Below are 21,588 nucleotides of genomic sequence, written 5' to 3'. Positions count from 1 at the left end.
GGAACGCCGGTACTGGGTACTTTCCAGTCTCCGGTCCGCGCGAAGTGGTGTCAACGCCGGAGTCAGGCGACGGGCTGCTGCTTGCGAACGGCGGTGTTAATCGGCTGGTCAGGATCGATCTGGATGCCGAGCAGCTCGGCGGTGCCGTTGATCGCGCCGACCATGATCGTGGTCATGTGCGCGACGAACTGATCGGCGGGCATGCGGCGGGTGCCGTCGTCATCGTCGCCCAGCCACCAGTCCGTCGCTGATGCCGCGGTACCGAAGATCGCATACGCCGCGAGCTCGAAGGCCGCCGGGTCCGGCGCCAGATCCTTGAGTTCCTCGCTGATCATGTCGGCCACGGCCAGCGTGATCTCGCTGCCCCGGTTGACGGTCGTCATCGCGGCTGCTGACTTGTCGGCGAACCGGCCCTGCAACAGGAACCGCACCACGTTGGGGTGCTGTTCGACCAGCTCGACATAGTGCCCGACGCCACGCCCGACTATCTGGCGCGCGGAGTCATGCTCCACATCGATCGACGGGATGATCGCCGCCCACAACATGTCTCGCATGCGCTGGCCGATCTCGCCGAACATGTCGGACTTGTCGGTGAAGTGGCGGTAGATCTTGGGTTTGGCGGTGCCGGCCTCTTCGGCGATCTCGCGCACGCTGACGTTGGGACCCAGCCGGTCGATGGCGCGGAACGCGGCGTCGACGATCTCGGCGCGCACCTTTTTGCGGTGCTCGCGCCAGCGCTCGCTGCGGGCGTCCACCTTGACACCCGGCTCGCCACTCGACCGTGGCCTGCCCGCTCGTCGCACCCGGTCACTCTACCGCTCAAGCACTGCTGACCAGCTCAGACCACGTCGCATGCGTTTCCGGGCGCCACCTCTGGGCAACTCCGTCCGACAAGAGAGGCAGACGCAGCGCGGGTAATATCGCTGCGACAGCCGATCGACGAGACGAGTTTCATGACGCAGCAATACGACCTGGTCATCGCAGGTGGCGGGCCCTCCGGCTCGGCAGCCGCGTGGCAGGCCGCTCAGACCGGCGCGAGGGTCGTGGTTCTGGACAAGGCCGAGTTCCCGCGGGCCAAGCCCTGCGGCGACGGGCTAACCGCCCGCGCGGTGAGTTATCTGCAGAAGATGGGACTGGCCGACGAGGTGGCCACCTATCACCGGGTGAATCGCGTGACGGTCTTCAGTCCGAGCGAGTGGGAACTGTCGTTCCCGAAGCGGCCCGGTATGCCCGACCACGGCCACACCGTGAGTCGCGAGCGCCTCGACACCACGCTGCTCAAGCACGCCGAGTCCGCGGGTGCCGAGGTGCGCCAGGGCGCGGAGGTTTCCGGGCCGATCCTCGAGAAGGGTCGCGTCGTGGGAGTGGCGCTCAAGAGCGGCGAAAAGGTCTACGGCGACGCGGTGATCGCCGCCGACGGCGCCTACTCCCCGATCAAGCGAGCCCTCAAGATCGACTCCGAGTACAACGGCTACTCGGCGATCGCGATCCGCTCCGAGATGCACGCCAACCGGCCCGACTCCGACAGCCTCGACATCTATCTCAAGCTCGTCTTTGAGGGCGACCAGCTGCCCGGGTACGGCTGGGTGTTCCCGATGGGCAACGGCATCTTCAACATCGGGCTGGGCTACGTCAACAGCTACAAGAACTGGCAGTCGATCAACGCCACGCAGTTCCTCGGCGATTTTCTCCGCACCCTGCCGCGTGACTGGGACCTACCGCCGATCGAGGAACTCAAGAAGAACAAGAGCGTGCGGGCGTGGCGACTGCCGATGGGGTTCACCGCGTGGCCGCCGTGGCGCCCGGGCGTGCTGTTCACCGGCGACTCGCTGGGTGCGGGCAAACCGGCCTCAGGCGCGGGCATCTCCAAGGCGCTCGAATCCGGCTTGGCCGCAGGCGAATGCGCGATCGCGGCCCTGCAGAACGGCGGGCCCGACGACTTCACGAACTATGCGCAGCGCATGGAGGCCGCGTGGGGCCGCGAATATCGCCGCGGCCGCTACATGCACAAGTTGATCGGACAACCCAAGCTGGCCAACGCCGGGGTGAAGCTCATCGATAACGCGATGTTCCGTGACCGGATGCTCAAGGCTCTCTACAAGAAGGCCCAAGGCCCGCAGCACACCATCAAGTGAGACCGTAGGCCTAGCTCACTTCTTGGCGACGACCGTCAACAACACCGCCGAATCCTCGAGGGCGGCAAGGCTGTGACGTTCGTGCGGTATCGGGAGGTAGTCTCCTGTGCGGCCCTCCACCGAGGAGCTCACCGAACGCAGCTGCACCCGGCCTCGCAACACCAACAGCGTTGCCTCGCCGGGGCTTTCGTGGTCGTCGAGGCCGTGGTCGGCGGTCAGTGCCAGCACGGTCTGACGTAGCGTGCGCCCGCTGCCGCCGTACACGGTCTGCGCGGAACGGCCCGACGAAGCGGCCTTCGCGGCGGCGAGTTGCTCGTCGGCGAGCTGTTGTAACGACAGCGCGGTTGTCGCGGTCATGAGTCTTCCCTTCTCGCCCCGATATTCACCGTTCGGGACGCAATACCAAACTGACTTCGCACGAGCCACCGTGCGGGTCGGGCGTGACCGACGCCTGATAGCGGGCGCCGACGGCGTCGGCGTTCAGGTTGATCACCTCTTGGATGAGGCCCTGCTGGATGCCGCGCACGACTTCCGGCGCCGACGCGGCCACCTCGGCCAGTGGGCACGTGCAGATCTGCACCGTCACTTCGCCGAACGAGGTCAGCAACGAACGAACCTGGAAGCCGAGTTCGTTGAGGGTGGCGACCACCATGTCGGCGATTGTGGCCTCGGGTCGCCTGCGGGCCAACCGGACCCGATGGGCCAGGTCCGCACCGATCTGCAGAGCACGTTGTTCGCGCTCCCGCACCGTTCCGCCCAGGTGGGTGGCGAACAGCGACACGATGTCGGCGTAGTCGAACCGGGGCGCCGGTTCGTACGTGAGCCGCGGTCGCCCCGCTCGACCGGCCTTGGCCGTGTTGCCCCGCCGGATGAAGCCCTGCTCCTCCAGCGTCGTCAGGTGGAAGCGGGCCGTGGTGATGTGGATCTGCAGCGCGTCGGCGACTTGTTGGGCGTCGACCGGGTCCGCGGCGTTCTTCAGCAGGCTCAACACTTTCTGGCGCTGCTGGCCTGCCGCCCGTTCCGGCTGCGCATCGAGGTCGTGGCGCGACACTGGCATGGTTCGAGTCTGTCACGTCGTCGGCACGACACCGACCACCGCAACCGCGGTCAGTGCGCGCCGATAGCGGTGGAACGTCTTGCGCATACCGATGACCCGCTTGCGCGCGGCAGGCCTGCCGACCAAGTTGCCGACGATGCGTAACGCACCGGTGAGCCCCTCGTCGGCCAGGACCCGCGCTGGATTGAGCAGCGCCATCTTCGCGTGGTCGACGGTCACGATTTCGAAGCCGGCCTCGGTCAGCAGCGCCACCCATTCCGACGTCGTCAGCGGCCGCGCGTTGACCTTGATCGCGCGCGCCATGTCCCGGCGGATCACGTCCTTGGTGTCCTGCGGGAGGTCATCGGGCTGCAGACCCAGTTCGTGGATCGCGTAGCGGCCGCCAGGCCGCAGCACCCGGAAGGCCTCGGCGACGATCGCACGCTTGTCGCGGTCGCCCTGCATCGTCAGCATCGCCTCACCGATCACCACATCCGCGCTGCCCGAAGGCAATCCGGTCTCGGCGGCGTTGGCCACCACGACCTTGCCGTCGACGGGGGCGACAACCGCGCGCACCGTCTCACTGGTGGCGGCGGTGTCGTCGACCCCGACGTAGGAGCGCGGCTGTTGGGCGACGATGTCGGTGGCGGTGCGGCCCAGACCCGGACCGAGTTCGACGACGTCGGCGCCGCCGATCTTGGCGGCCGCGAGCAGCCGGCTGGTCAGCTCGAGTCCGCCCGGCCGCAGCACCCGCTTGCCCAGCCGGGCCAGCAGCCAGTGGCCCGGCAGGTCCGCATCGGACCGCTGCGCGAGCGGAAGTGATTCTTTGCCTGTCATCTTCGGATTGTCCTTCCAACGGCGGCGATCATGAAGATCGCCGTGAAAACTGAGCATGCGTAGAGCAGAGCGCCGGTCTGGCCCCACGGCGGCGTGAGTACGGTGTCCTGTCCGGTGGCGTACACCGCGTTCAACAGGGGCATGAAACGCTGGAGCGTCGCTCCGCTCGGCAGATAACCGGCCGCGGTTTCGGCTACGAACGCCCACAGCAGGATGCCGCCGACCGCGGCGAGCGGCGAGCGGGTGAGGGCCCCGACTCCCACACCCGCCCCCGCCGCGAACAGCGCCAGCATCGGCACCGTCCACAACAGTCGCAGCCCGACATCGTCGGTCAGCGACACCGGTCCGTAAACGATCGGCGCGACCGCAGGTAGGCCCGCGAGCACCACGACGAGGGTCGCGATGGCCACCAGCGCGCCCAGAGCACCGTAGAACACCCACCGGCCGAGCAACACCGGCCAGGCCTGCGGAATGGCGAGGCGTACGTGTTCGCCTGCGCCGTACCGGCTTTCAGCGGCCTGACCGTCGGCTCCCGCAACGGCCACCAGCGCGACGGTGATCGTGATGACCCAGTAGGCCGCGTTCGAGGTCGTCACCTGCAGCACCGAGATCTGGCCGGGGATCCGCGCGAACGACTCCGCCACGAGCGCGATGCCGAACGTGATTACCACCGGGACGATCACCGCCGCGGGCGCCACCACCGTCCACAGCCGGCTGCGCCCGCCGGTGCGGATGATCTCGGCACGCGCGCTGCGCGCCACCGCGACGGTGCTCACGCGCACTCCAGCAGGGTTTCCTCGAGCCATTGCCGGGCGTCGGCACCGATGGGCGTCAACTGCGACAGCTCGCCGGCGGCCTGCATCCGGCCGCGGCTGAGCACCGCGACGTGATCGGCGGTCAGCGCCACCTCGCCGAGCAGATGGGTGGCAACGACGACCGTGCGCCCCTGGTCGGCGAGTTGACGAAGTAGGGACCGGAACCAGACGATGCCGGGAACGTCGAGACCGTTGAGGGGTTCGTCGAACAGCAGTGTCTGCGGGTCGGCCAGCAGCGTGGCGGCGATGGCCACGCGTTGCCGCATGCCCAGTGACAGCCGGTCGATGCGCATCGACCGGTAGTCGTGCAGTTCGGTCTCGCGGACGACCTCGTCGAGGCGTGCGCCGTCGATGCCCGAGAGTGCTGCGAGCCAAAACAAGTGGCGTTGTACGGTGTGACGGGGGTTCATGGAGGTCGGGCCCAGGTGGAATCCCAGCAGGCGTGGGTCGTGGCCGGGGCGCTGTCCGCACACCGAGATCGTCCCGCTGTCGGGACGGGTCAGCCCGGCCAGCAACCGCAGCAACGTGGTCTTGCCAGCGCCGTTGAGACCGAGCAGCGCGGTGACGGAGCCGGCGGGAAAGGTGACGGTGACGTCGTCGACGGCGCGGTGGGGCCCGAACGACTTGGTCAACCCAACGACTTCGATCACGCGGACATCATTCGAAATTGCATGGGATCGGCAGGCCGAGAGTCTTGATGCCGTTGCACAGCGACTTGCTCGCCAGCTTCCACTGACCGTCGATCCGGCGCCATTCGGCTTCTACGCGCACGGTCGGCGCCCCCTGCCTACTGGCGTTGATGATCGCGGTGTGGCGATCGCCGTCGTGGGTCTCGGGACCGGTCACCGCGCTCGAACCGCGCGGCGGGCGGAAGAAACCGATCCGGTAGACCATCTTCGGCACCACCACCGCCCGCTCGCCGCCCTCGAGCTGAGCGGCCTTGACCGCGTCCGGGGCGGGAGTGCCGACCAGCAGCCGGATCTGCGCATCGAGTTCGGCAAGAGTCGGGACCTCGGAGGTGATCGCGAATTCATGCGCGGGAGCGGGCTGAGCATGCGCCGCGGGAGCAAATGTGGCGGCGGCGATCGTCGCGGCCGCGAGAACGCACAAGCGCTTGAGCATCATCCGGACTCCTATTTAGAGGAAATCTTTGCGGTTAATGTAGGCGTCGAAGTGAGATGAGGCAAGCCTTACCTGATCAACTACGGGAGCTGTCGTTCGGACACGGCTACAGTTGCGCGCTGTGGGGTCTTCATCACTGCGATTCACCCTCGCTCGGCGGACCCTGTCAGCGATCACCTTTCTGCTGCTCGGTTACGTCGCAGTCCTAGCCCTCCTACCGGAACTGCGTGACAGGATGCCAGCGGGACTGCGCTGGTTCGGGGAGCCGGCCTCATGGGTTTCCATCGCGATCGTCACCGCGCTTCTTATCTTGTTAGGCCTGCTCATTTTTCAGGCGCACGGAGTCCGGCACACAGGGGCGCCGTTGGCGGTCGTGGTCGGCCTCGCGCTGATAAGTCTGACTCTGGCGCTCGCCGCGTACTGGGACTGCCACGACGAATCGCACCCGAGGTTTTTCACACCGTTGATGTGGACGGCCGGCGTCGTCAAAGGCGGCACCGGTGATCAATCGCTCAATTCCGGGACGTGCCCGTCGCCTACGCCCGTGGCGCTCGAAATCGCACGGCTGTGTGCCCTTTCCGCGGTTTTTCTCAGTGTCGTCGGCGTGGCGCTCGCCCTTTTCAGATCGAGAATGGACCGCCTCCGCGTCTACTTCGCTCGATCGGTAACCGCACTTGTCGGAGTCGACGAGGATTCAGAGCCGATGGTCAGCGCCATCGCCCGCACTCTGGGGCACAGCAGCACCCTGGTGGTCGTTACCTCGGTACCGGACACGCAATACGTGAGCGCGGCCCGCCAGCATGGGGCACGCATCGTCACCACCGACTTCGCCCAAGCCGAAGCACTCGCCTCTCTGCCGTTCTGGCACAAGCTGGACCGGCTCTACCTGCTATCGATAGATCCGTCCAGCAATGTCCAACGCCTCGGAATAATCACGAAGCGGCTGAGCGAAGTTGTTCAGCGACAACGGATTCCACTCATCGTCCGGATCGATGACCCGTGGCAAGCGATCGCTTGGCGGGCGCAGCACTTCGGCGGCGCGGAGACGCGCTGGGCAGCAGATACGGTGGGCAAGTACGAGGTGACGGCTCGTCGGCTGCTCGACCAAATCGTCGCCGACCCCCAAATCGAGCGCATCCTGGTATGCGGTACCTCGCCGTTGACGTTGGCCCTGTGTGCGGACATGGCACAACGCCAGTTGGAGCAGGACTACTATTCCGCGCCCGACGCTGCGCCGCTGCCGCGGCTCACATTGATCTCCGAGACCGCTGAAGAGTATCGGCACGACCACGAGTATCTGCGCGAGCAACTTGGCCTGCCGCCTCGCCGGCCCACTGTGGAGGCGCTCAATGAGGATCCATCCGTTGCTCAAGTGATGTCGATGGTCGGCGCTCAGAACGGCCGAGACACCACCGCCGTGATTTTGGTGGACGGGGCGACCAGTGAGGTCAGCAAGGGCACCCGCCTGGCCGCACGGTTATTGACCACGCCGATCTGGGCTTGGGACCCGAACGCAGGGGGGTCGGAGAGTCCGGTCTCGCTGGTCGGAAGGCTGCGCACGTACCGATTGAGCATGGACCTGCCGGGCGGACAAGCTCACGATGCGTGGGAACGGGCGGCCCGACTGATTCACGAGCGCTACGCCGCCGCCGCCGGTCATGCAACTCCCGCATCGGCGCCCTGGGTTGAGCTCGACGAGTTCTACCGGGGCTCGAACCGCCGCCAAGTCCAGAACGCGTTGTGGATGGTCGAAAAGATCGGCGGCCATACGTGGAACACCTTCGGCAGTCCACCTGATTCGCTGTCGATCACCGCACTCGGCGAGAAAAATCCACTCGAACAACTCCTGCTGATGGGATTTGATCGCGAGACAGCCATCGCGATGGCCCGCGCCGAGCATGAGGACTGGTGTCGCTACTACGTCAGGGCCGGCTGGAAGTTCGGAACCCCGCGGGACGACTCCCGCAAGGTTCACGACAAGCTAGTGGACTGGTCTGTCATCGAGGCCGATGCCGCGTTACTGGACAAAGCGCTGGGCAGCCTGGCCGGCACTCTGTTGAAGCTGCGTGAGTTGGGTTACCGGTCAAGACCGAGGGACGACGCAGCTTCGGCTCGAGACGGTGACGACGACCAATGGCGACGGTTTCGCCAGACGGGCACCGTCATGGCCGAGCGACGAGACGAGGCGTGGACGTGGAAAACTCGCTCGGGCCAGACCATGCAGGCCAGCGCCGGGGATTGGGCGGTCAAGGATTCGGCAGATGGGCAGCTGTGGTCGGTTCGCGACGACATCTTCCGCGCCCGCTACGAGCACGTCGACGGCCGCTGTTGGCGACGCTATGGCACGGTCGAAGCACGACCGGCACGAGACGGCGAGATCGTTGACACCCTCGAAGGGCCCGTAACTGCCGCTGCCGGCGACTGGGTAGTGCGCGGCGAGCACGGGGATCACTGGCCGGTTCCCGGTGACGAGTTTGCGCAACGATACGAGGGCCCGCTCCCGCCGTAGTTGCTGAGTTCGATATCTTGTCGCCCCGCGAAAGCCGATCGTGGTAGTTTGCGGGTGATTCGCTGCCGTTGAGGCTCGCGGCGAAACATTTGCCACGCCATTCGGCGAGGGGGTCTGTATGGGTTCCGTCCTGAGGGTGAGAGCCGCGGCGGCCACGCTCGTCGCGGGGGTGGCGGCCATCGCGAGCATGATCTGAGATGCGCTACGACGGCTTCATCTCGTATTCGCATGCGGCAGACGGCCGGTTGGCGCCGTCGTTACAGAAGGCGCTACAGCGACTTGCCAAGCCGTGGTACCGGCGGCGTTCGCTCGAAATCTTCCGTGACGAAACGGGTTTGTCGGTCGATCCGCACCTGTGGGGAGCCATCGTCAAAGCACTCGATGACGCCGCCTGGTTCGTCCTGCTGACCTCGCCACGAGCGGCGCAGTCCGAATGGGTCAACCGGGAGATCGAGCACTGGAAGGCCCATCGCTCCGTCGACCGGATCCTGCCGGTGGTCACCGACGGGCACTGGGAATGGGACGAAGCCGCAGGCGACTTCACCGAGGACTCCGATGCGGTGCCGCCCGCGCTTCGCGGGGTATTCACCGACGAGCCTCGCCATTTGGATCTGCGCTGGGCGCGGGAAGAAGAACAACTTGAGTTGCGCGACAGCAGATTTCGTAATGCGGTCGCGGAGATCGCCGCGCCGATGCACGGCTGCACCAAGGACGAGATCGAAGGTGAGGATGTCCGCCAGCACCGGCGAACCGTGCGCATCGCCTGGTCGGCGGCCGCCACCCTTGCCGTTCTGACCGTTGTTGCCGTCGTGGCAGGCACCATTGCGGTCTACAACGCCAACCGCGCCGAGCAACGGCGGATCCAAGCCGGCGCTCAGCGACTCGCGGCCCAGAGCCAGACGGAGCTCGAACGGCCCGACCTCGCTTTCCTGCTGGCCGCTCAGGGGTACCGACTCGATCCGTCCGTCAGGACCGCGAGCGCTCTACTCACGGCCGTGGCGAATATGCCCGAGATCAAACAACGCATCCCCACCGCCTCGCCGGTGACAGGGGTAGCCATTTCCGAAGCAACCGATCGCGTATGGATCGGTACGGCCGACGGTGACGTCATTGTTCATCGCTTCTCGGACGGCACGGAACTGGCCCGGTCGGATGCACATTTCAATCGCGAGGTCGTGGCGATGGCCAGATCCGGCGACGACTCCGTTGTCGTCACCGACGGCACGGTCATCGCCACCCTCGATGGCGCGGCTGCCACGACGTCACTGCGCACCCCCGACCAAGCGGTTCTCAGCCTTGCTGTGGATGCGTCGGGCCGCATCGCGGCGGGCACCGTCAGCGGCGGGGTTCTCGTCTGGGAGCCTGACAACACCCGGGCGGCCACGACATTCAGGGGGATCGTCGACGGCACAGACGGCGAGTATGCGTGGATCACCGCGCTGGCCTGGACACCCGACGGCGACCTGATTGTGGCGGGTCAGGACGGCGGCCTTCGCCGCTTCAACCCCGCCACGCCCGAGACCCCGGTCTGGCACCAGCAAGACACCAGCGATCCCGGCGGGTGGGTGTCGGCAGTCACCGTCGTCGACGACGGCACCATCGTGACCGGCGGCACCGACGGCTCGATCGGGTTCTGGGATGCCGCGACGGGTGAGCTGACCGACGCCGGCCGGGCCTCGATGCACCTCGACTCGGTGCGCGCCCTCGCGGTCACCGGTGACCCACCCGAAGAGGGGTCTGTGGCGTCGGTGAGCGACGACGGCTCCCTGCTGTACTGGAACCATCTGGTGGGCACGCCGCCGCTACCCCCTATCCGAGTCGACGAGCAGGCCGCGACCTCGGTCGCGTGGGATCCCGCCAACCCGAGCCACGGCGTCACGGGCGGCCAAGCTGGGGGCGCCTTGCTGTTGGACTACGGTGAGGATCAACGTCGTCCGCTCGCCCGCACGCCGAAAGATTTGGGCGATGTGGCGTCTGTGGCGATCTCAGCATCAGGTGACCGGCTGGCCTTGACCCGTGTCAAGGACTGGCGGGAAGGCCGCGAGGGCAGTATCGAAGTCGTCAGCGAACTGTTTATGACCGACCCTGACGAGGTGGCCGCCACCGGCCCGTCGGCGGTGATCGATGCCGACGTCAACAAGCTCGTCTTCACTCCGGACGGCTCGAGGTTGCTGGCCGCCACCGATGACGGCAGCGTGGCGGTGTGGGATGGCAGCGTCCCTGAGGTGACCCTGACCGCCGTAGCCGAAGATCAAGCCGTGAACCGGCTCGCCGTTTCCTCCGATGGCGCCACCGTCGCCACCGGCGCGCTCGACCTGAACACCGAATCGCTCGACTCGGCAACTGTGCGAACCTGGCGGTTGGACGGCAGCAAGCTCGTCGAGAAGGACCGTATCGACAACATGCCGTATGGCTATGGGCTGGCATTCACACCGGACGGCTCGCGCCTGATCGTCGGCGGCGCCAACAAATTGGTAGTCGTCCCCCTGGATGGCGGGGACACGGTCACGGCCGAGTTCCCGGACGACTCAACACGTTCGCTGGCCGTCTCCCCTGACGGCGCGACGGTCGCAGTTGGCCTGTTCAGCGGACCCGTACGGTTGGTCGACACGCAGACCGGCAAGGTCACCGGGGACGATCTACGGGTGGCAAGTCGGGTGAGCGACATGGCTTTTGATCAAGACGGCAAGAATCTCGTCACGGTCTCCGAAGACGGCAGCCTGATCATCTGGGATGTGGCCAGCCGGTCCAGGTTGGCCGACCGGCCCCTAATAGCGGTTGAGCGTAGCGCCGCAGGAGCCGGACGGTTGGCGACAAGCCTCGGAGTTGCTCGAGACGTCGCCGTCACTGCGTCAAACGCGGACGGGCGACTGGCGATCTGGTCGTTGAACCCCGATGATTGGATCGCCGAGGGGTGCGAGGTGCATCGACGGGACCTGTCCGAAGCCGAAAAGGACCGCTTCGACCTCGAAGGCGCCGACCCTGTGTGCGTCGGTTAGGGGCTTGGGAGCCGGGGGCAGACCGCGGGTGTAACCCTCGTTCCTCACGCCGGCTCTACAACATGCAGGACACGCAGCCCTCCACCTCAGTGCCTTCCAAAGCCATTTGGCGCAGCCGGATGTAGTACAGCGTCTTGATGCCCTTACGCCAGGCGTAGATCTGCGCCTTGTTGACGTCGCGCGTGGTGGCCGTGTCCTTGAAGAACAGCGTCAGGCTCAAACCCTGGTCCACATGTTGGGTGGCCGCGGCGTAGGTGTCGATGACCTTCTCGTACCCGATCTCGTACGCGTCCTGGAAGTACTCCAGGTTGTCGTTGGTCATGTACGGCGCCGGGTAGTAGACGCGGCCGATCTTGCCTTCCTTGCGGATCTCGACCTTGCTGGCGATCGGGTGGATCGAGCTGGTCGAGTGATTGATGTAGGAGATCGACCCCGTCGGCGGCACGGCCTGCAGGTTCTGGTTGTAGATGCCGTGCTGCTGCACCGACTCCTTCAGCCGATTCCAGTCCTCCTGGTCGGGGATCCGGATGCCGGCATCGGCGAAGAGCTGACGAACCTTGTCGGTCTTGGGCTCCCACACCTGCTCGGTGTACTTGTCGAAGAACTCCCCCGACTTGTACTTCGACTTCTCGAACCCCTTGAACGCGCTACCCCGTTCGATCGCAATGCGATTCGACGCCCGCAGCGCGTGATACAGCACGGTGTAGAAGTAGATGTTCGTGAAATCCACACCCTCTTCGGATCCGTAGAAGATCCGCTCGCGGGCCAGGTACCCGTGAAGGTTCATCTGGCCGAGGCCGATGGCGTGAGAGTCGTTGTTGCCCTGTTCGATCGACGGCACGGACGTGATGTGCGTCTGATCGCTCACCGCGGTCAGCGCACGGATGGCCACCTCGATGGTCTGTGCGAAGTCAGGCGAGTCCATCGCCTTGGCGATGTTCAACGAGCCCAAATTGCACGAGATGTCCTTGCCGATCTTCTTGTAGGACAAGTCCTCGTTGAACTCCGAGGGAGTCGACACCTGCAGGATCTCTGAGCACAGGTTCGAGTGGGTGATCTTGCCGTCGATCGGGTTCGACCGGTTCACCGTGTCCTCGAACATGATGTACGGGTAGCCCGACTCGAACTGCAGCTCGGCCAGGGTCTGGAAGAACTCTCGCGCCTTGATCTTCGTCTTGCGGATCCGGCTGTCGTCGACCATCTCGTAGTACTTCTCGGTGACCGAGATGTCGGCGAACGGCAAACCGTAGACCCGTTCGACGTCATACGGCGAGAACAGGTACATGTCCTCGTTCTTCTTGGCCAGCTCGAACGTGATGTCGGGGATCACCACGCCCAGACTCAGCGTCTTGATCCGGATCTTCTCGTCGGCGTTCTCGCGCTTGGTGTCGAGGAACCGGTAGATATCGGGATGGTGGGCGTGCAGATAGACCGCACCAGCGCCCTGGCGTGCGCCGAGCTGATTGGCGTAGGAGAACGAGTCCTCGAGCAGCTTCATGATCGGGATGACGCCCGAGCTCTGGTTCTCGATGTTCTTGATCGGTGCGCCGTGTTCCCGAATGTTGGTCAGCAGCAACGCGACTCCGCCGCCGCGCTTGGACAGCTGCAGCGCCGAGTTGATGGAGCGTCCGATCGACTCCATGTTGTCCTCGATGCGCAGCAGGAAGCACGACACCGGCTCGCCGCGCTGCTTCTTGCCCGAGTTGAGGAACGTCGGCGTGGCCGGCTGGAAGCGGCCGTCGATGATCTCGTCGACGAGCTTCTCGGCCAGCGTGGTGTCACCGGCGGCCAGGGTGAGCGCCACCATGACTACGCGGTCCTCGAAGCGCTCGAGGTACCGCTTTCCGTCAAAGGTCTTCAGCGTGTAGGAGGTGTAGTACTTGAACGCACCGAGGAACGTCGGGAACCGAAACTTCTTGGCGTACGCCCGATCCAGCAGCGTCTTGACGAAGTTACGCGAGTACTGGTCGAGTACCTCACGCTCGTAGTACTCCTTCTGGATCAGGTAGTCGAGTTTCTCGTCCTGGTTGTGGAAGAAGACCGTGTTCTGGTTGACGTGCTGCAGGAAGTACTCGCGCGCGGCCAGCACATCCTTGTCGAACTGAATCCTGCCGTCGGCGTCGTACAGATTCAGCATCGCATTGAGCGCGTGGTAGTCCGTCTCGCCCGGCAGCGTTGCCGGCGCGGACGTTACAGGCTCTGCAGCTGTGACGGTTGGTGACACGTCTGGTCCTTCCAAAAGTCTTCCAAACCCGAACGGACGGCGGCGACGTCGTCCGGGGTTCCCATCAGTTCGAAGCGGTACAGGTACGGAACGCCGCACTTGCGGGACACGACATTGCCCGCGTAGGCGAACTCGGCGCCGAAGTTGTTGTTGCCCGCGGCGATGACGCCGCGGATCAACGACCGGTTGTGTTCATTGTTGAGGAACGCGATGACCTGTTTGGGCACATAGCCACCGTCGTTGATGTCCGGCGTGGCCCGCCCACCGCCGTAGGTGGGCAGAACCAACACGTAGGGTTCGTCGACCTCGATGCGCCCATGCAGCGGGATCCGGATCGCGGGCAGGCCCAGCTTCTGGACGAAGCGATGGGTGTTCTCCGAGACACTGGAGAAGTACACGAGGTTGCTCATCACGCACCCCCCTTTCTGCCCGTCGAGTACCCGTAGGCCGGCTGAGCCGCTTAAGCCGTTGCCGCGACCGCTCCGAGTGCCTTGATGCGGTCGGGCCGGAAGCCCGACCAGTGCTCGTTGCCGGCCACGACGACCGGGGCCTGCAGGTAGCCCAGGGCCATCACGTAGTCGCGGGCTTCGCTGTCGAGGCTGATGTCGACGGTCTCGTAGGCGATGCCCTGCTTGTCCAACGCCTTGTAGGTGGCGTTGCACTGCACGCATGCGGGCTTCGTGTACACGGTGATCGAGTGCTGAGTCATCTGCGGTTCGGCTCCTCTACAACTGGCCCTGCACGCTGGCTGGCAACTGGTCGGACACTTCTTGTTGCCGAGATTCATGGAATTTCAGCAACCCGCAGACCCGGAAAATTCCTGCCGTCCGAGGCCGCCGCCGCCGTGTCTGGGAAACCCATACAACCGGGGTCGGGGGCTCCGGCCGACCCTCGGAAAGCTTGGGAATCGTGGGGCCTGTCGGTGCTTCGAAACACTACACCTAGTGTCCGACATTGCGAAGGAATACCAGATGTTCTGAATAACAATTCTGGAATTCCCAGGTCGTAAGCTCTTTGTAGCGGCGCGCCTCGGCGTGTCGCACGTCACACCGAGGGCGTGTCGCACCCTCCGCGCTAGATGTGGCCAGCGATGCGCCAGATATAGCAGCCGGTACCGACATAGCTGCCGAACGTGGAATCCCGCCAGCAAAGCCGCCGTGAGCTTCTCAGACCCCGAGCCGACGGCCCTGTCCGCGCCAAACGGTCAGCCGATTTCCGCGACCAGTTTCCCGATGACGTCGCGCAGGTTCGCCGCCACCTCGGCGTTCTCCCGCGGATGCCTCCCGCCGAAGGACTTGCTCGGCACCGACAGCTTGAGATCCTCGATGACCCGCGGTCCGGCGATGGCGAAGCTCTTACGGGTCTCGTCATGCGCCCACTGGCCGCCGTACTGCCCGAGGGCCGCGCCGACGACCGCGAGCGGCTTGTCCTTGAGCGCGCTGTTGCCGTACGGCCGCGACAACCAGTCGATCGCGTTCTTGAGCACGCCCGGGATGCTGCCGTTGTACTCGGGGGTCACGACCAACGCGGCGTCGGCATCGGCGGCAGCTTGGCGCAGCGCCGCCACGGGGTCGGCCGCTCCCCCGCGTTGGGTGTCGTTGTCGATGTCCTCGTTGTAGAACGGCAACTCGCCCAGCCTGTCGAAAAAGTCCAGACGAACACCGTCGGGAGCGGCTTCCAGTGCGAGTTCGACCAACTGCCGGTTGATCGACGCCGCTCGCAGGCTGCCCAGCAACACCAGCACGTTCGCCTTCGCAGTGTCCGACATCTTTCCAGTCCCTTCAATCGCCGATGAAAACATTCGCACAAGAGAACCGGACTGCGGTCCGAATAATTCCGTCTGAACTAAACTGCTGACATGGCCGCCCCTCGTCCGCTCAACGAGCTGCCGGTCACCGACCAGAGTCCCCAGGAACGCGGTGACGCTGCGCGCAACCGCACCTTACTTCTGGACGCCGCGCGCCGTCTCATCGCCGATCGGGGTGCGGACTCGGTCACCACCGACGACATCGCCACCGCGGCAGGCGTCGGCAAGGGCACCTTGTTCCGCCGATTCGGCAGCCGCGCCGGGTTGATGATCGTGCTGCTCGATGAGGACGAGAAGGCGCACCAGGAAGCGTTCCTGTTCGGTCCGCCGCCTCTGGGTCCCGGCGCGCCGCCGCTGGAGCGGCTGCTGGCCTACGGGCGGGATCGGTTGACGTTCGTACACAAGCATCACGCGCTGCTCTCCGACGCCAACCGGGACCCCCAAATGCGGTTCACCACCCCCGCGACGCTGCACCATCGCCACGTTCGGGTCTTGCTGGAGTCCGCGGGCACGACCGGCGACCTCGATGCACAGGCCGCCGCGCTGGTGGCATTGCTCGACGCGGACTATGTGCAGCATCAGCTCCAGGAGCGCGGCGCGACGATCGAGTCGCTCGGTGACGCGTGGGAGTCGGTGGCGCGCAAGCTGTGCGGCCGATGAGTGCGTGCGCGACGAGCAGAAGGCCCCGATGAGACGCTGGGTCCTGCATGTCGATCTCGACCAGTTCCAGGCCGCCGTCGAGATCCGCCGCAAGCCGCAACTGGCCGGGCTGCCGATCATCGTCGGCGGCAACGGCGACCCGGACGAGCCCCGCAAGGTCGTCACGTGCGCGTCGTATCCGGCCAGGACATACGGCGTGCGGGCGGGCATGCCGTTGCGCAGCGCCGCCCGCAAGTGCCCGGATGCGACGTTTCTTCCGTTTGACACCGATGCCTACGACGAGGCCTCCGAGGAGGTCATGGGCTTGCTGCGCGACTTCGGCCATCCCGTGGAGGTGTGGGGTTGGGACGAGGCCTACGTCGGCATCGAGCTGGATGACTCGCAGAGCCCGTTCGAGTTCGCCGAGCGGATCCGCGAGGTGATCGCCGCCGAAACGGGTCTGTCGTGCTCGGTGGGGATCAGCGACAACAAGCAGCGCGCCAAGGTCGCGACCGGCTTCGGCAAGCCGAGACGGGAGCCCGGTGAGTCGGCGGGGGTGTACCAACTCACCGACGAGAACTGGATGGCCGTGATGGGCGACCGTGAAGTCGACGCGCTCTGGGGAATCGGCCCGAAGACGGCGAAAAAGCTTGCGACGATGGGCATCAGCACCGTCGCCGACCTCGCTGGCACCGACGCTACGGTGCTCACTGAGGCTTTCGGCCCGACCACCGGGCTGTGGATCCTGCTGCTGGCCAAGGGCGGCGGCGACACCGTCGTCAGCGCCGCACCATGGGTGCCGCGGTCGCGCAGCCACGTCATCACCTTCCCTCGCGACTTGACCGAGCGCGACGAGATGAACACCGCGGTCGTCGATTTGGCGCGGCAGACGCTGAACGAGATCGTCGAGCACAATCGGGTCGTCACCCGGGTGGCGGTGACGGTGCGAACCAAGACCTTCTACACCAGGACCAAGATCCGCAAGCTCCCCGAACCCACAGTGGACGAAACGCAGATCACGCGAACGGCGCTCGACATACTCGCCCAGTTCGAACTCGACCGGCCTGTCCGGTTGTTGGGCGTGCGACTCGAACTGGCGCCGCCGGAAGGCGGGTACTGAGGTGCTCACCACGGTCGCCATCCGCGGATACCGCTCGCTGCGCGAGATCGTGCTGCCGCTCGCGCAGCTGACCGTCGTCACCGGCGCCAACGGGACGGGGAAGTCGTCGCTGTATCGGGCGTTGCGCCTGCTCGCCGACTGCGGCCGCGGTGAGGTGATCGGATCGCTGGCCCGCGAGGGTGGGCTGCAGTCGGTGCTGTGGGCGGGTCCCGAAGAACTCGGCGGAGCGCGCCGCACCGGACAGGTGCAAGGCACGACGCGCACGGGTCCGGTGTCACTCGAACTGGGTTTCGCCACAGATGACTTCGGATACCTCGTCGACCTCGGTCTTCCTCAGATGGCGGGCCATGAATCGCTGTTCTCACTCGATCCGGAGATCAAGCGCGAGGCGGTGTTCGCGGGCCCCGTCATGCGCAACAGTTCGACCCTGGTGCGCCGGACTCGTGACTACGTCGAGGCGCGCGCCGAAAACGGGCGCGGATTCGACAAAGTGACGCAAGCACTTCCGGCCTACCGCAGTGCGCTCTCCGAATACGCCCATCCGGGTGCGCATCCAGAGCTTGCCGCGGTGCGGGACCGGTTGCGCAACTGGCGGTTCTACGACGGCTTTCGCGTCGACCCCGCGGCGCCCTCGCGGCAACGCACGGTCGGGACCCGCACACCCGTGCTCTCCGACGACGGCAGCGACCTGGCCGCCGCGATCCAGACCGTCATCGAGGCCGGCCACGACGACCTCCAACGGGCCATTGCCGAGGCCTTCGACGGCGCGACGGTAACCATATCCGGGCACGACGGGCTGTTCGATCTGCAGCTGCATCAGCCGGGTATGCTGCGACCGCTGCGGGCTGCCGAATTGTCCGATGGCACACTGCGATTCCTTCTATGGGCCGCTGCGCTGCTGAGCCCGCGACCACCGTCGCTGATGGTGCTCAACGAACCGGAGACGTCCTTGCACCCCGACCTGGTGGGCCCGCTGGCGTCGTTGATCCGCGCTGCGGCTGACACCACGCAGGTCGTCGTCGTCACCCATTCCAAGGCCCTGCTGGAGCACCTCGACACCGTGCCCGTCGGCAAGGACCCCGAGAGGGCGGCGGTCGCGGTGGAGATCCCGTTGTACAAGGACCTAGGCGAGACACGGGTCGAGGGCCTCGGCATGCTGACCATGCCCCCATGGGACTGGGGTAAGCGCTAACCCCGTTGCGCCGACGGTCGCAGCGCCTTGGTGAATAACACGTTCGCCCCGCGCATCGCGACGCTGTACGGCCACCACAACGTGCGCTTGAACAGATAGAGCGCCCTGATGTCGGCCGAGGTGTAGATCAGAAACCGGTTGCGCCGCACGCCTTTGAGGATGCACTCGGCGGCACGCTCGGGCGAGACCGCGTGCCCGCTGAAGCGATCGGTCCACTTCTTGACCCGTGGGTCTTCGCGGTCGACGCCGGCGATCTGAACCGTCTGCACCAGAGGCGTTTTCACCGCCCCCGGAACCACCACCGACACGCCGATGCGGTGGCGGGCCAGATCGAAGCGCAGTACCTCGGACATGCCGCGCAGCCCGAACTTGCTCGCGCTGTAGGCCGCATGCCAGGGCAGCGCGACCAGCCCGGCCGCCGAGGACACGTTGACGATGTGGCCGCCCGTGCCTGCCGCGACCATCCGCGGCACGAACGCCTCGATGACGTGGATCGGTCCCATCAGGTTGATGTCGACCATGGACTTCCAGTGTTGGTGCGTCAGCGTCGAGACGGTGCCCCACGCCGATACCCCCGCGATGTTCATCACGATGTCCATCGCGGGGTGACGCGAATGAATGTCGTCGGCGAACGCGACCACCGCGTCGTAGTCGGAGATATCAAGAGCGCGGTACTCGGCCACTTCGGCACCCAGGGCGCGCGCGTCGGCGACGGTCTTTTCCAGACCTTCGGCGTCGCGGTCGGTCAGATAGAGCTCGGCGCCCTCGGCGGCCAGCTTCAATGCGGTCGCGCGGCCGATGCCGCTGGCGGCCCCGGTCAAAAAACAACGCTTGTTCGCATACCCGGTGTGCGCCATGGCGGTGAGGATACTGACCCTCGGCCTTACCGCTGGCCGGACGGCTGCATGTGCCCCCAGAACGCCGCCACCCACAGCCGCTCGAGGGTGTCCACGGCCCGGCGGGGGTCGATCCCGCGGCCGACGAACGTACTGTCGTGCGTCAGCGTCATCGTCGTGGTCGCGGCCAGTGTCCGGACGAGCGCGGGGAGGTCACCGGAGATCGGGCGCGCGTCGGCGTCGTTCTCCAGCAGCGCGATCAGCTTGTCGATGATGCCGTCGTAGAAGTCGTCCATCATCTCGCGGATCTTGGCGTCGGTGTTGCGCGCCACCGCACACGCGGTCAGCACCGGGTCGTCGTTGGCGTATACCGCTGCCGCGCTGCCCACCATCCGTTTCGCGAACGCCTCCGGCGTCTCCCCCGGCTCGCGGGGTGCGAAGTGGTGGGTGAGGCTGTCGAGCATCTCGCCGGCGCCGGCCAGGATCTCGGCGAGCACCGCGTACTTGGAGTCGAAGTAGAAGTAGAACCCGGAGCGGGCGACGCCGGCGTGTTCGCTGATGGCGCTGACCGACAGATCCGCGAACGGCTGTTCCTGAACCAGGTCGCGCACGGCGCTGAGGATCGCGTCACGCTGCCGGTCACCGCGGCTGCGACGCGTTTGCGATGCTGGTTGGGCGCTCATCGCCCTAGACCTTTGCACCGCGCCGCGCCAGAACAAAACTTGACATGCGTCAAGTCTGCCATCCAGGATGGTGATGAGAGTGACAACGGCCACATTCCTTTGCATCAGGAGCTCGTGAATGACCGCGACGATCAGCACGACGGACTATCTGCTCGACCAGGCCAAGCGCCGGTTGACCCCGTCGTTCAACAACTTCCCCGGCATGGGAATCGTTGAGCGCAAGCTGCTCAACACGGATTTCCCACAGAAGCCGATGGCCGAGCCGCCCCCGGGCAGCGATCTCAAGCCGGTGATCGGCGACGCCGGTCTGCCGATCCTCGGACACATGATCGAGATGTTCCGTGGCGGACCGGACTATCTGCTGCACGTCTACCGCAAGTACGGCCCGCTGTACTACGCCGACTCGCCTGCGCTGCCCGCCGTCGCGGCGCTGGGCCCCGACGCCGCTCAGGCCGTCTACTCCAACCGAAACAAGGATTTCTCCCAGCAGGGCTGGGTTCCGGTGATCGGGCCGTTCTTCCATCGCGGCCTGATGCTCCTGGACTTCGAGGAGCACATGTTCCACCGGCGCATCATGCAGGAGGCGTTCGTACGCACCCGCCTGGTCGGCTACCAGGAGCAGGTGGACAAAGTGGTTTCGCAGGTGATCGCCAACGACTGGGTCGTCAACGACGGGCGTTTCCTGATGTACCCGGCGATGAAGGAGTTGACCCTCGACATCGCCTCGATGGTGTTCATGGGCCACGAGCCCGGCTCTGACAAGGAACTGGTGACCAAGGTCAACCAGGCGTTCACCACCACGACCCGCGCCGGCAACGCCATCATCCGCAAACCCGTGCGCCCGTTCACCTGGTGGCGCGGCATGCAGGCCCGCAAGCTGCTCGAGGACTACTTCGAGGAGCGGGTCAAGGAACGCCGGGGCAAGGACGGCTCGGATCTGTTGACGGTGCTGTGCCACACCGAGGACGAGGACGGCAACAAGTTCTCCGACGAGGACATCGTCAACCACATGATCTTCCTGATGATGGCCGCGCACGACACCTCGACCTCCACCGCGACCACGATGATCTACCACCTGGCCAAGCACCCCGAGTGGCAGGAACGCTGCCGCGAGGAGTCCGACCGCCTCGGCGACGGGCCGGCCGATATCGAGTCCCTCGAAAAGCTCGAGTCGCTGGATCTGGTCATGAACGAGTCGATCCGTCTGGTCACCCCGGTGCAGTGGGCCATGCGTCAAACCGTGCGCGACACCGAGCTGCTCGGCTACTACCTGCCCAAGGGCACCAACGTCATCGCCTACCCGGGGATGAACCACCGTCTCGAGGAGTTCTACCCCGACCCGATGAAGTTCGACCCGTTGCGGTTCACCGAGCCGCGCAACGAGCACAAGCAGCACCGCTACGCGTTCAGCCCCTTCGGCGGCGGGGCGCACAAGTGCATCGGCATGACGTTCGGCCAGCTAGAGGTCAAGACAATCCTGCACCGGCTGCTGCGCAAGTACCGGCTCGAACTGCCCCGCCCGGACTACACGACCGAGTGGGATTACGGCGGCATGCCGGTGCCCAAGGACGGCATGCACATCGTGCTGCGTCCGCTGCACTGACCCGTCGTTGCCGCGAAATGGCATTCCAGCA

20 protein-coding genes are annotated in these 21,588 nt (G+C 65.7%); 7 read left to right on the top strand and 13 right to left on the bottom strand.

The genetic code is table 11. The features are described 5' to 3' along the window. Nucleotides 1-62: 62 nt before the first annotated feature. Nucleotides 63-803 (bottom strand): TetR/AcrR family transcriptional regulator, encoded by a 741-nt coding sequence (locus AU192_RS17505; RefSeq protein WP_064398418.1) that lies wholly within the window; start codon nucleotides 801-803, stop codon nucleotides 63-65. 150 nt (nucleotides 804-953) lie between these two features. On the opposite strand from AU192_RS17505, the gene AU192_RS17500 reads away from it, so the two are divergent. Then, nucleotides 954-2,135, top strand: a complete 1,182-nt coding sequence (locus tag AU192_RS17500; protein WP_064398415.1) for an NAD(P)/FAD-dependent oxidoreductase — start codon at nucleotides 954-956, stop codon at nucleotides 2,133-2,135. A gap of 15 nt (nucleotides 2,136-2,150) precedes the next feature. Here AU192_RS17500 and AU192_RS17495 read toward each other — a convergent pair whose 3' ends face one another. From AU192_RS17495 to AU192_RS17470, 6 genes are read right to left on the bottom strand one after another with little or no spacing between them, the layout of a single operon-like run. After that, the gene (locus AU192_RS17495) at nucleotides 2,151-2,492 is read right to left on the bottom strand and encodes a cupin domain-containing protein (RefSeq protein ID WP_064398413.1); all 342 of its coding nucleotides are present in this window, start codon (nucleotides 2,490-2,492) and stop codon (nucleotides 2,151-2,153) included. Nucleotides 2,493-2,517: 25 nt separating this feature from the next. Then, complete coding sequence (locus tag AU192_RS17490) at nucleotides 2,518-3,192, bottom strand: helix-turn-helix transcriptional regulator (protein WP_064398410.1); 675 nt, start codon at nucleotides 3,190-3,192, stop codon at nucleotides 2,518-2,520. A 12-nt stretch (nucleotides 3,193-3,204) separates the two neighbouring features. Then, nucleotides 3,205-4,008 carry a class I SAM-dependent methyltransferase gene (locus AU192_RS17485; RefSeq protein ID WP_064398409.1) on the bottom strand — a complete coding sequence of 268 codons (804 nt, stop codon included), beginning with the start codon at nucleotides 4,006-4,008 and terminating at the stop codon, nucleotides 3,205-3,207. Further along, nucleotides 4,005-4,814 carry an ABC transporter gene (locus AU192_RS17480; protein ID WP_064398407.1) on the bottom strand — a complete coding sequence of 270 codons (810 nt, stop codon included), beginning with the start codon at nucleotides 4,812-4,814 and terminating at the stop codon, nucleotides 4,005-4,007. The genes AU192_RS17485 and AU192_RS17480 overlap by 4 nt, the downstream gene beginning before the upstream one ends. After that, the gene (locus tag AU192_RS17475) at nucleotides 4,781-5,473 is read right to left on the bottom strand and encodes an ABC transporter ATP-binding protein (RefSeq protein ID WP_064398405.1); all 693 of its coding nucleotides are present in this window, start codon (nucleotides 5,471-5,473) and stop codon (nucleotides 4,781-4,783) included. Before AU192_RS17475 ends, AU192_RS17480 begins: the two co-directional genes overlap by 34 nt. A 7-nt stretch (nucleotides 5,474-5,480) precedes the next feature. Then, entirely contained in the window at nucleotides 5,481-5,945 is a 465-nt protein-coding gene (locus tag AU192_RS17470) for an MTB12 C-terminal domain-containing protein (RefSeq protein WP_064398824.1), read from the bottom strand. Between the two features lie 373 nt (nucleotides 5,946-6,318). On the opposite strand from AU192_RS17470, the gene AU192_RS17465 reads away from it, so the two are divergent. Further along, entirely contained in the window at nucleotides 6,319-8,454 is a 2,136-nt protein-coding gene (locus AU192_RS17465) for a hypothetical protein (protein ID WP_242656967.1), read from the top strand. A gap of 197 nt (nucleotides 8,455-8,651) precedes the next feature. After that, nucleotides 8,652-11,453: a TIR domain-containing protein gene (locus AU192_RS17460; protein WP_064398401.1), complete on the top strand. Its 2,802-nt coding sequence runs from the start codon at nucleotides 8,652-8,654 to the stop codon at nucleotides 11,451-11,453. Between the two features lie 55 nt (nucleotides 11,454-11,508). On the opposite strand, the gene nrdE is transcribed toward AU192_RS17460, so the two are convergent. From nrdE to AU192_RS17440, 4 genes are all read right to left on the bottom strand, one after another. Next, nucleotides 11,509-13,626, bottom strand: a complete 2,118-nt coding sequence (nrdE, locus tag AU192_RS17455) for a class 1b ribonucleoside-diphosphate reductase subunit alpha (protein ID WP_174523481.1) — start codon at nucleotides 13,624-13,626, stop codon at nucleotides 11,509-11,511. A 17-nt stretch (nucleotides 13,627-13,643) separates the two neighbouring features. After that, the gene (gene nrdI, locus AU192_RS17450; RefSeq protein WP_064398397.1) at nucleotides 13,644-14,087 is read right to left on the bottom strand and encodes a class Ib ribonucleoside-diphosphate reductase assembly flavoprotein NrdI; all 444 of its coding nucleotides are present in this window, start codon (nucleotides 14,085-14,087) and stop codon (nucleotides 13,644-13,646) included. A 50-nt stretch (nucleotides 14,088-14,137) separates the two neighbouring features. Next, on the bottom strand, nucleotides 14,138-14,386 hold the full coding sequence (locus AU192_RS17445) for a redoxin NrdH (RefSeq protein ID WP_064348903.1): 249 nt from the start codon (nucleotides 14,384-14,386) through the stop codon (nucleotides 14,138-14,140). Nucleotides 14,387-14,881: 495 nt separating this feature from the next. Beyond that, on the bottom strand, nucleotides 14,882-15,445 hold the full coding sequence (locus AU192_RS17440) for an NAD(P)H-dependent oxidoreductase (protein ID WP_064398395.1): 564 nt from the start codon (nucleotides 15,443-15,445) through the stop codon (nucleotides 14,882-14,884). Between the two features lie 90 nt (nucleotides 15,446-15,535). On the opposite strand from AU192_RS17440, the gene AU192_RS17435 reads away from it, so the two are divergent. From AU192_RS17435 to AU192_RS17425, 3 genes are read left to right on the top strand one after another with little or no spacing between them, the layout of a single operon-like run. Further along, entirely contained in the window at nucleotides 15,536-16,144 is a 609-nt protein-coding gene (locus AU192_RS17435) for a TetR/AcrR family transcriptional regulator (protein WP_064398393.1), read from the top strand. A gap of 28 nt (nucleotides 16,145-16,172) precedes the next feature. Continuing rightward, on the top strand, nucleotides 16,173-17,243 hold the full coding sequence (locus AU192_RS17430; protein ID WP_064398822.1) for a DNA polymerase IV: 1,071 nt from the start codon (nucleotides 16,173-16,175) through the stop codon (nucleotides 17,241-17,243). Between the two features lies 1 nt (nucleotide 17,244). Continuing rightward, nucleotides 17,245-18,435, top strand: coding sequence for an AAA family ATPase (locus tag AU192_RS17425; RefSeq protein WP_064398391.1), 1,191 nt, complete (start codon nucleotides 17,245-17,247; stop codon nucleotides 18,433-18,435). On the opposite strand, the gene AU192_RS17420 is transcribed toward AU192_RS17425, so the two are convergent. Then, on the bottom strand, nucleotides 18,432-19,292 hold the full coding sequence (locus AU192_RS17420) for an SDR family oxidoreductase (RefSeq protein WP_064398389.1): 861 nt from the start codon (nucleotides 19,290-19,292) through the stop codon (nucleotides 18,432-18,434). The two genes, AU192_RS17425 and AU192_RS17420, sit on opposite strands and share 4 nt — an antisense overlap. A gap of 26 nt (nucleotides 19,293-19,318) precedes the next feature. Further along, complete coding sequence (locus tag AU192_RS17415) at nucleotides 19,319-19,954, bottom strand: TetR/AcrR family transcriptional regulator (protein WP_064398386.1); 636 nt, start codon at nucleotides 19,952-19,954, stop codon at nucleotides 19,319-19,321. Nucleotides 19,955-20,072: 118 nt separating this feature from the next. Here AU192_RS17415 and AU192_RS17410 point away from each other — a divergent pair, with 118 nt between their 5' ends. Continuing rightward, nucleotides 20,073-21,557, top strand: coding sequence for a cytochrome P450 (locus tag AU192_RS17410; RefSeq protein WP_064398383.1), 1,485 nt, complete (start codon nucleotides 20,073-20,075; stop codon nucleotides 21,555-21,557). The last annotated feature ends 31 nt before the right edge of the window (nucleotides 21,558-21,588 follow it).

This window comes from Mycobacterium lehmannii, from assembly GCF_001499925.1.
GTDB classification, from domain to species: Bacteria; Actinomycetota; Actinomycetes; order Mycobacteriales; family Mycobacteriaceae; genus Mycobacterium; species Mycobacterium lehmannii.
The sequence above is the reverse complement of the archived record's forward strand: the minus strand, read 5'-3'. Positions and strand labels throughout refer to the sequence as shown.

Excerpts from the sequence above, each read along its gene's own strand:
- AU192_RS17500 (WP_064398415.1), top strand. The coding sequence starts at position 954 with ATGACGCAGCAATACGACCTGGTCATCGCAGGTGGCGGGCCCTCCGGC.
- AU192_RS17495 (WP_064398413.1), bottom strand. The coding sequence starts at position 2,492 with ATGACCGCGACAACCGCGCTGTCGTTACAACAGCTCGCCGACGAGCAA.
- AU192_RS17490 (WP_064398410.1), bottom strand. The coding sequence starts at position 3,192 with ATGCCAGTGTCGCGCCACGACCTCGATGCGCAGCCGGAACGGGCGGCA.
- AU192_RS17485 (WP_064398409.1), bottom strand. The coding sequence starts at position 4,008 with ATGACAGGCAAAGAATCACTTCCGCTCGCGCAGCGGTCCGATGCGGAC.
- AU192_RS17480 (WP_064398407.1), bottom strand. The coding sequence starts at position 4,814 with ATGGCTCGAGGAAACCCTGCTGGAGTGCGCGTGAGCACCGTCGCGGTG.
- AU192_RS17470 (WP_064398824.1), bottom strand. The coding sequence starts at position 5,945 with ATGCTCAAGCGCTTGTGCGTTCTCGCGGCCGCGACGATCGCCGCCGCC.
- AU192_RS17460 (WP_064398401.1), top strand. The coding sequence starts at position 8,652 with ATGCGCTACGACGGCTTCATCTCGTATTCGCATGCGGCAGACGGCCGG.
- nrdI (WP_064398397.1), bottom strand. The coding sequence starts at position 14,087 with ATGAGCAACCTCGTGTACTTCTCCAGTGTCTCGGAGAACACCCATCGC.
- AU192_RS17445 (WP_064348903.1), bottom strand. The coding sequence starts at position 14,386 with ATGACTCAGCACTCGATCACCGTGTACACGAAGCCCGCATGCGTGCAG.
- AU192_RS17440 (WP_064398395.1), bottom strand. The coding sequence starts at position 15,445 with ATGTCGGACACTGCGAAGGCGAACGTGCTGGTGTTGCTGGGCAGCCTG.
- AU192_RS17435 (WP_064398393.1), top strand. The coding sequence starts at position 15,536 with ATGGCCGCCCCTCGTCCGCTCAACGAGCTGCCGGTCACCGACCAGAGT.
- AU192_RS17430 (WP_064398822.1), top strand. The coding sequence starts at position 16,173 with ATGAGACGCTGGGTCCTGCATGTCGATCTCGACCAGTTCCAGGCCGCC.
- AU192_RS17420 (WP_064398389.1), bottom strand. The coding sequence starts at position 19,292 with ATGGCGCACACCGGGTATGCGAACAAGCGTTGTTTTTTGACCGGGGCC.
- AU192_RS17415 (WP_064398386.1), bottom strand. The coding sequence starts at position 19,954 with ATGAGCGCCCAACCAGCATCGCAAACGCGTCGCAGCCGCGGTGACCGG.
- AU192_RS17410 (WP_064398383.1), top strand. The coding sequence starts at position 20,073 with ATGACCGCGACGATCAGCACGACGGACTATCTGCTCGACCAGGCCAAG.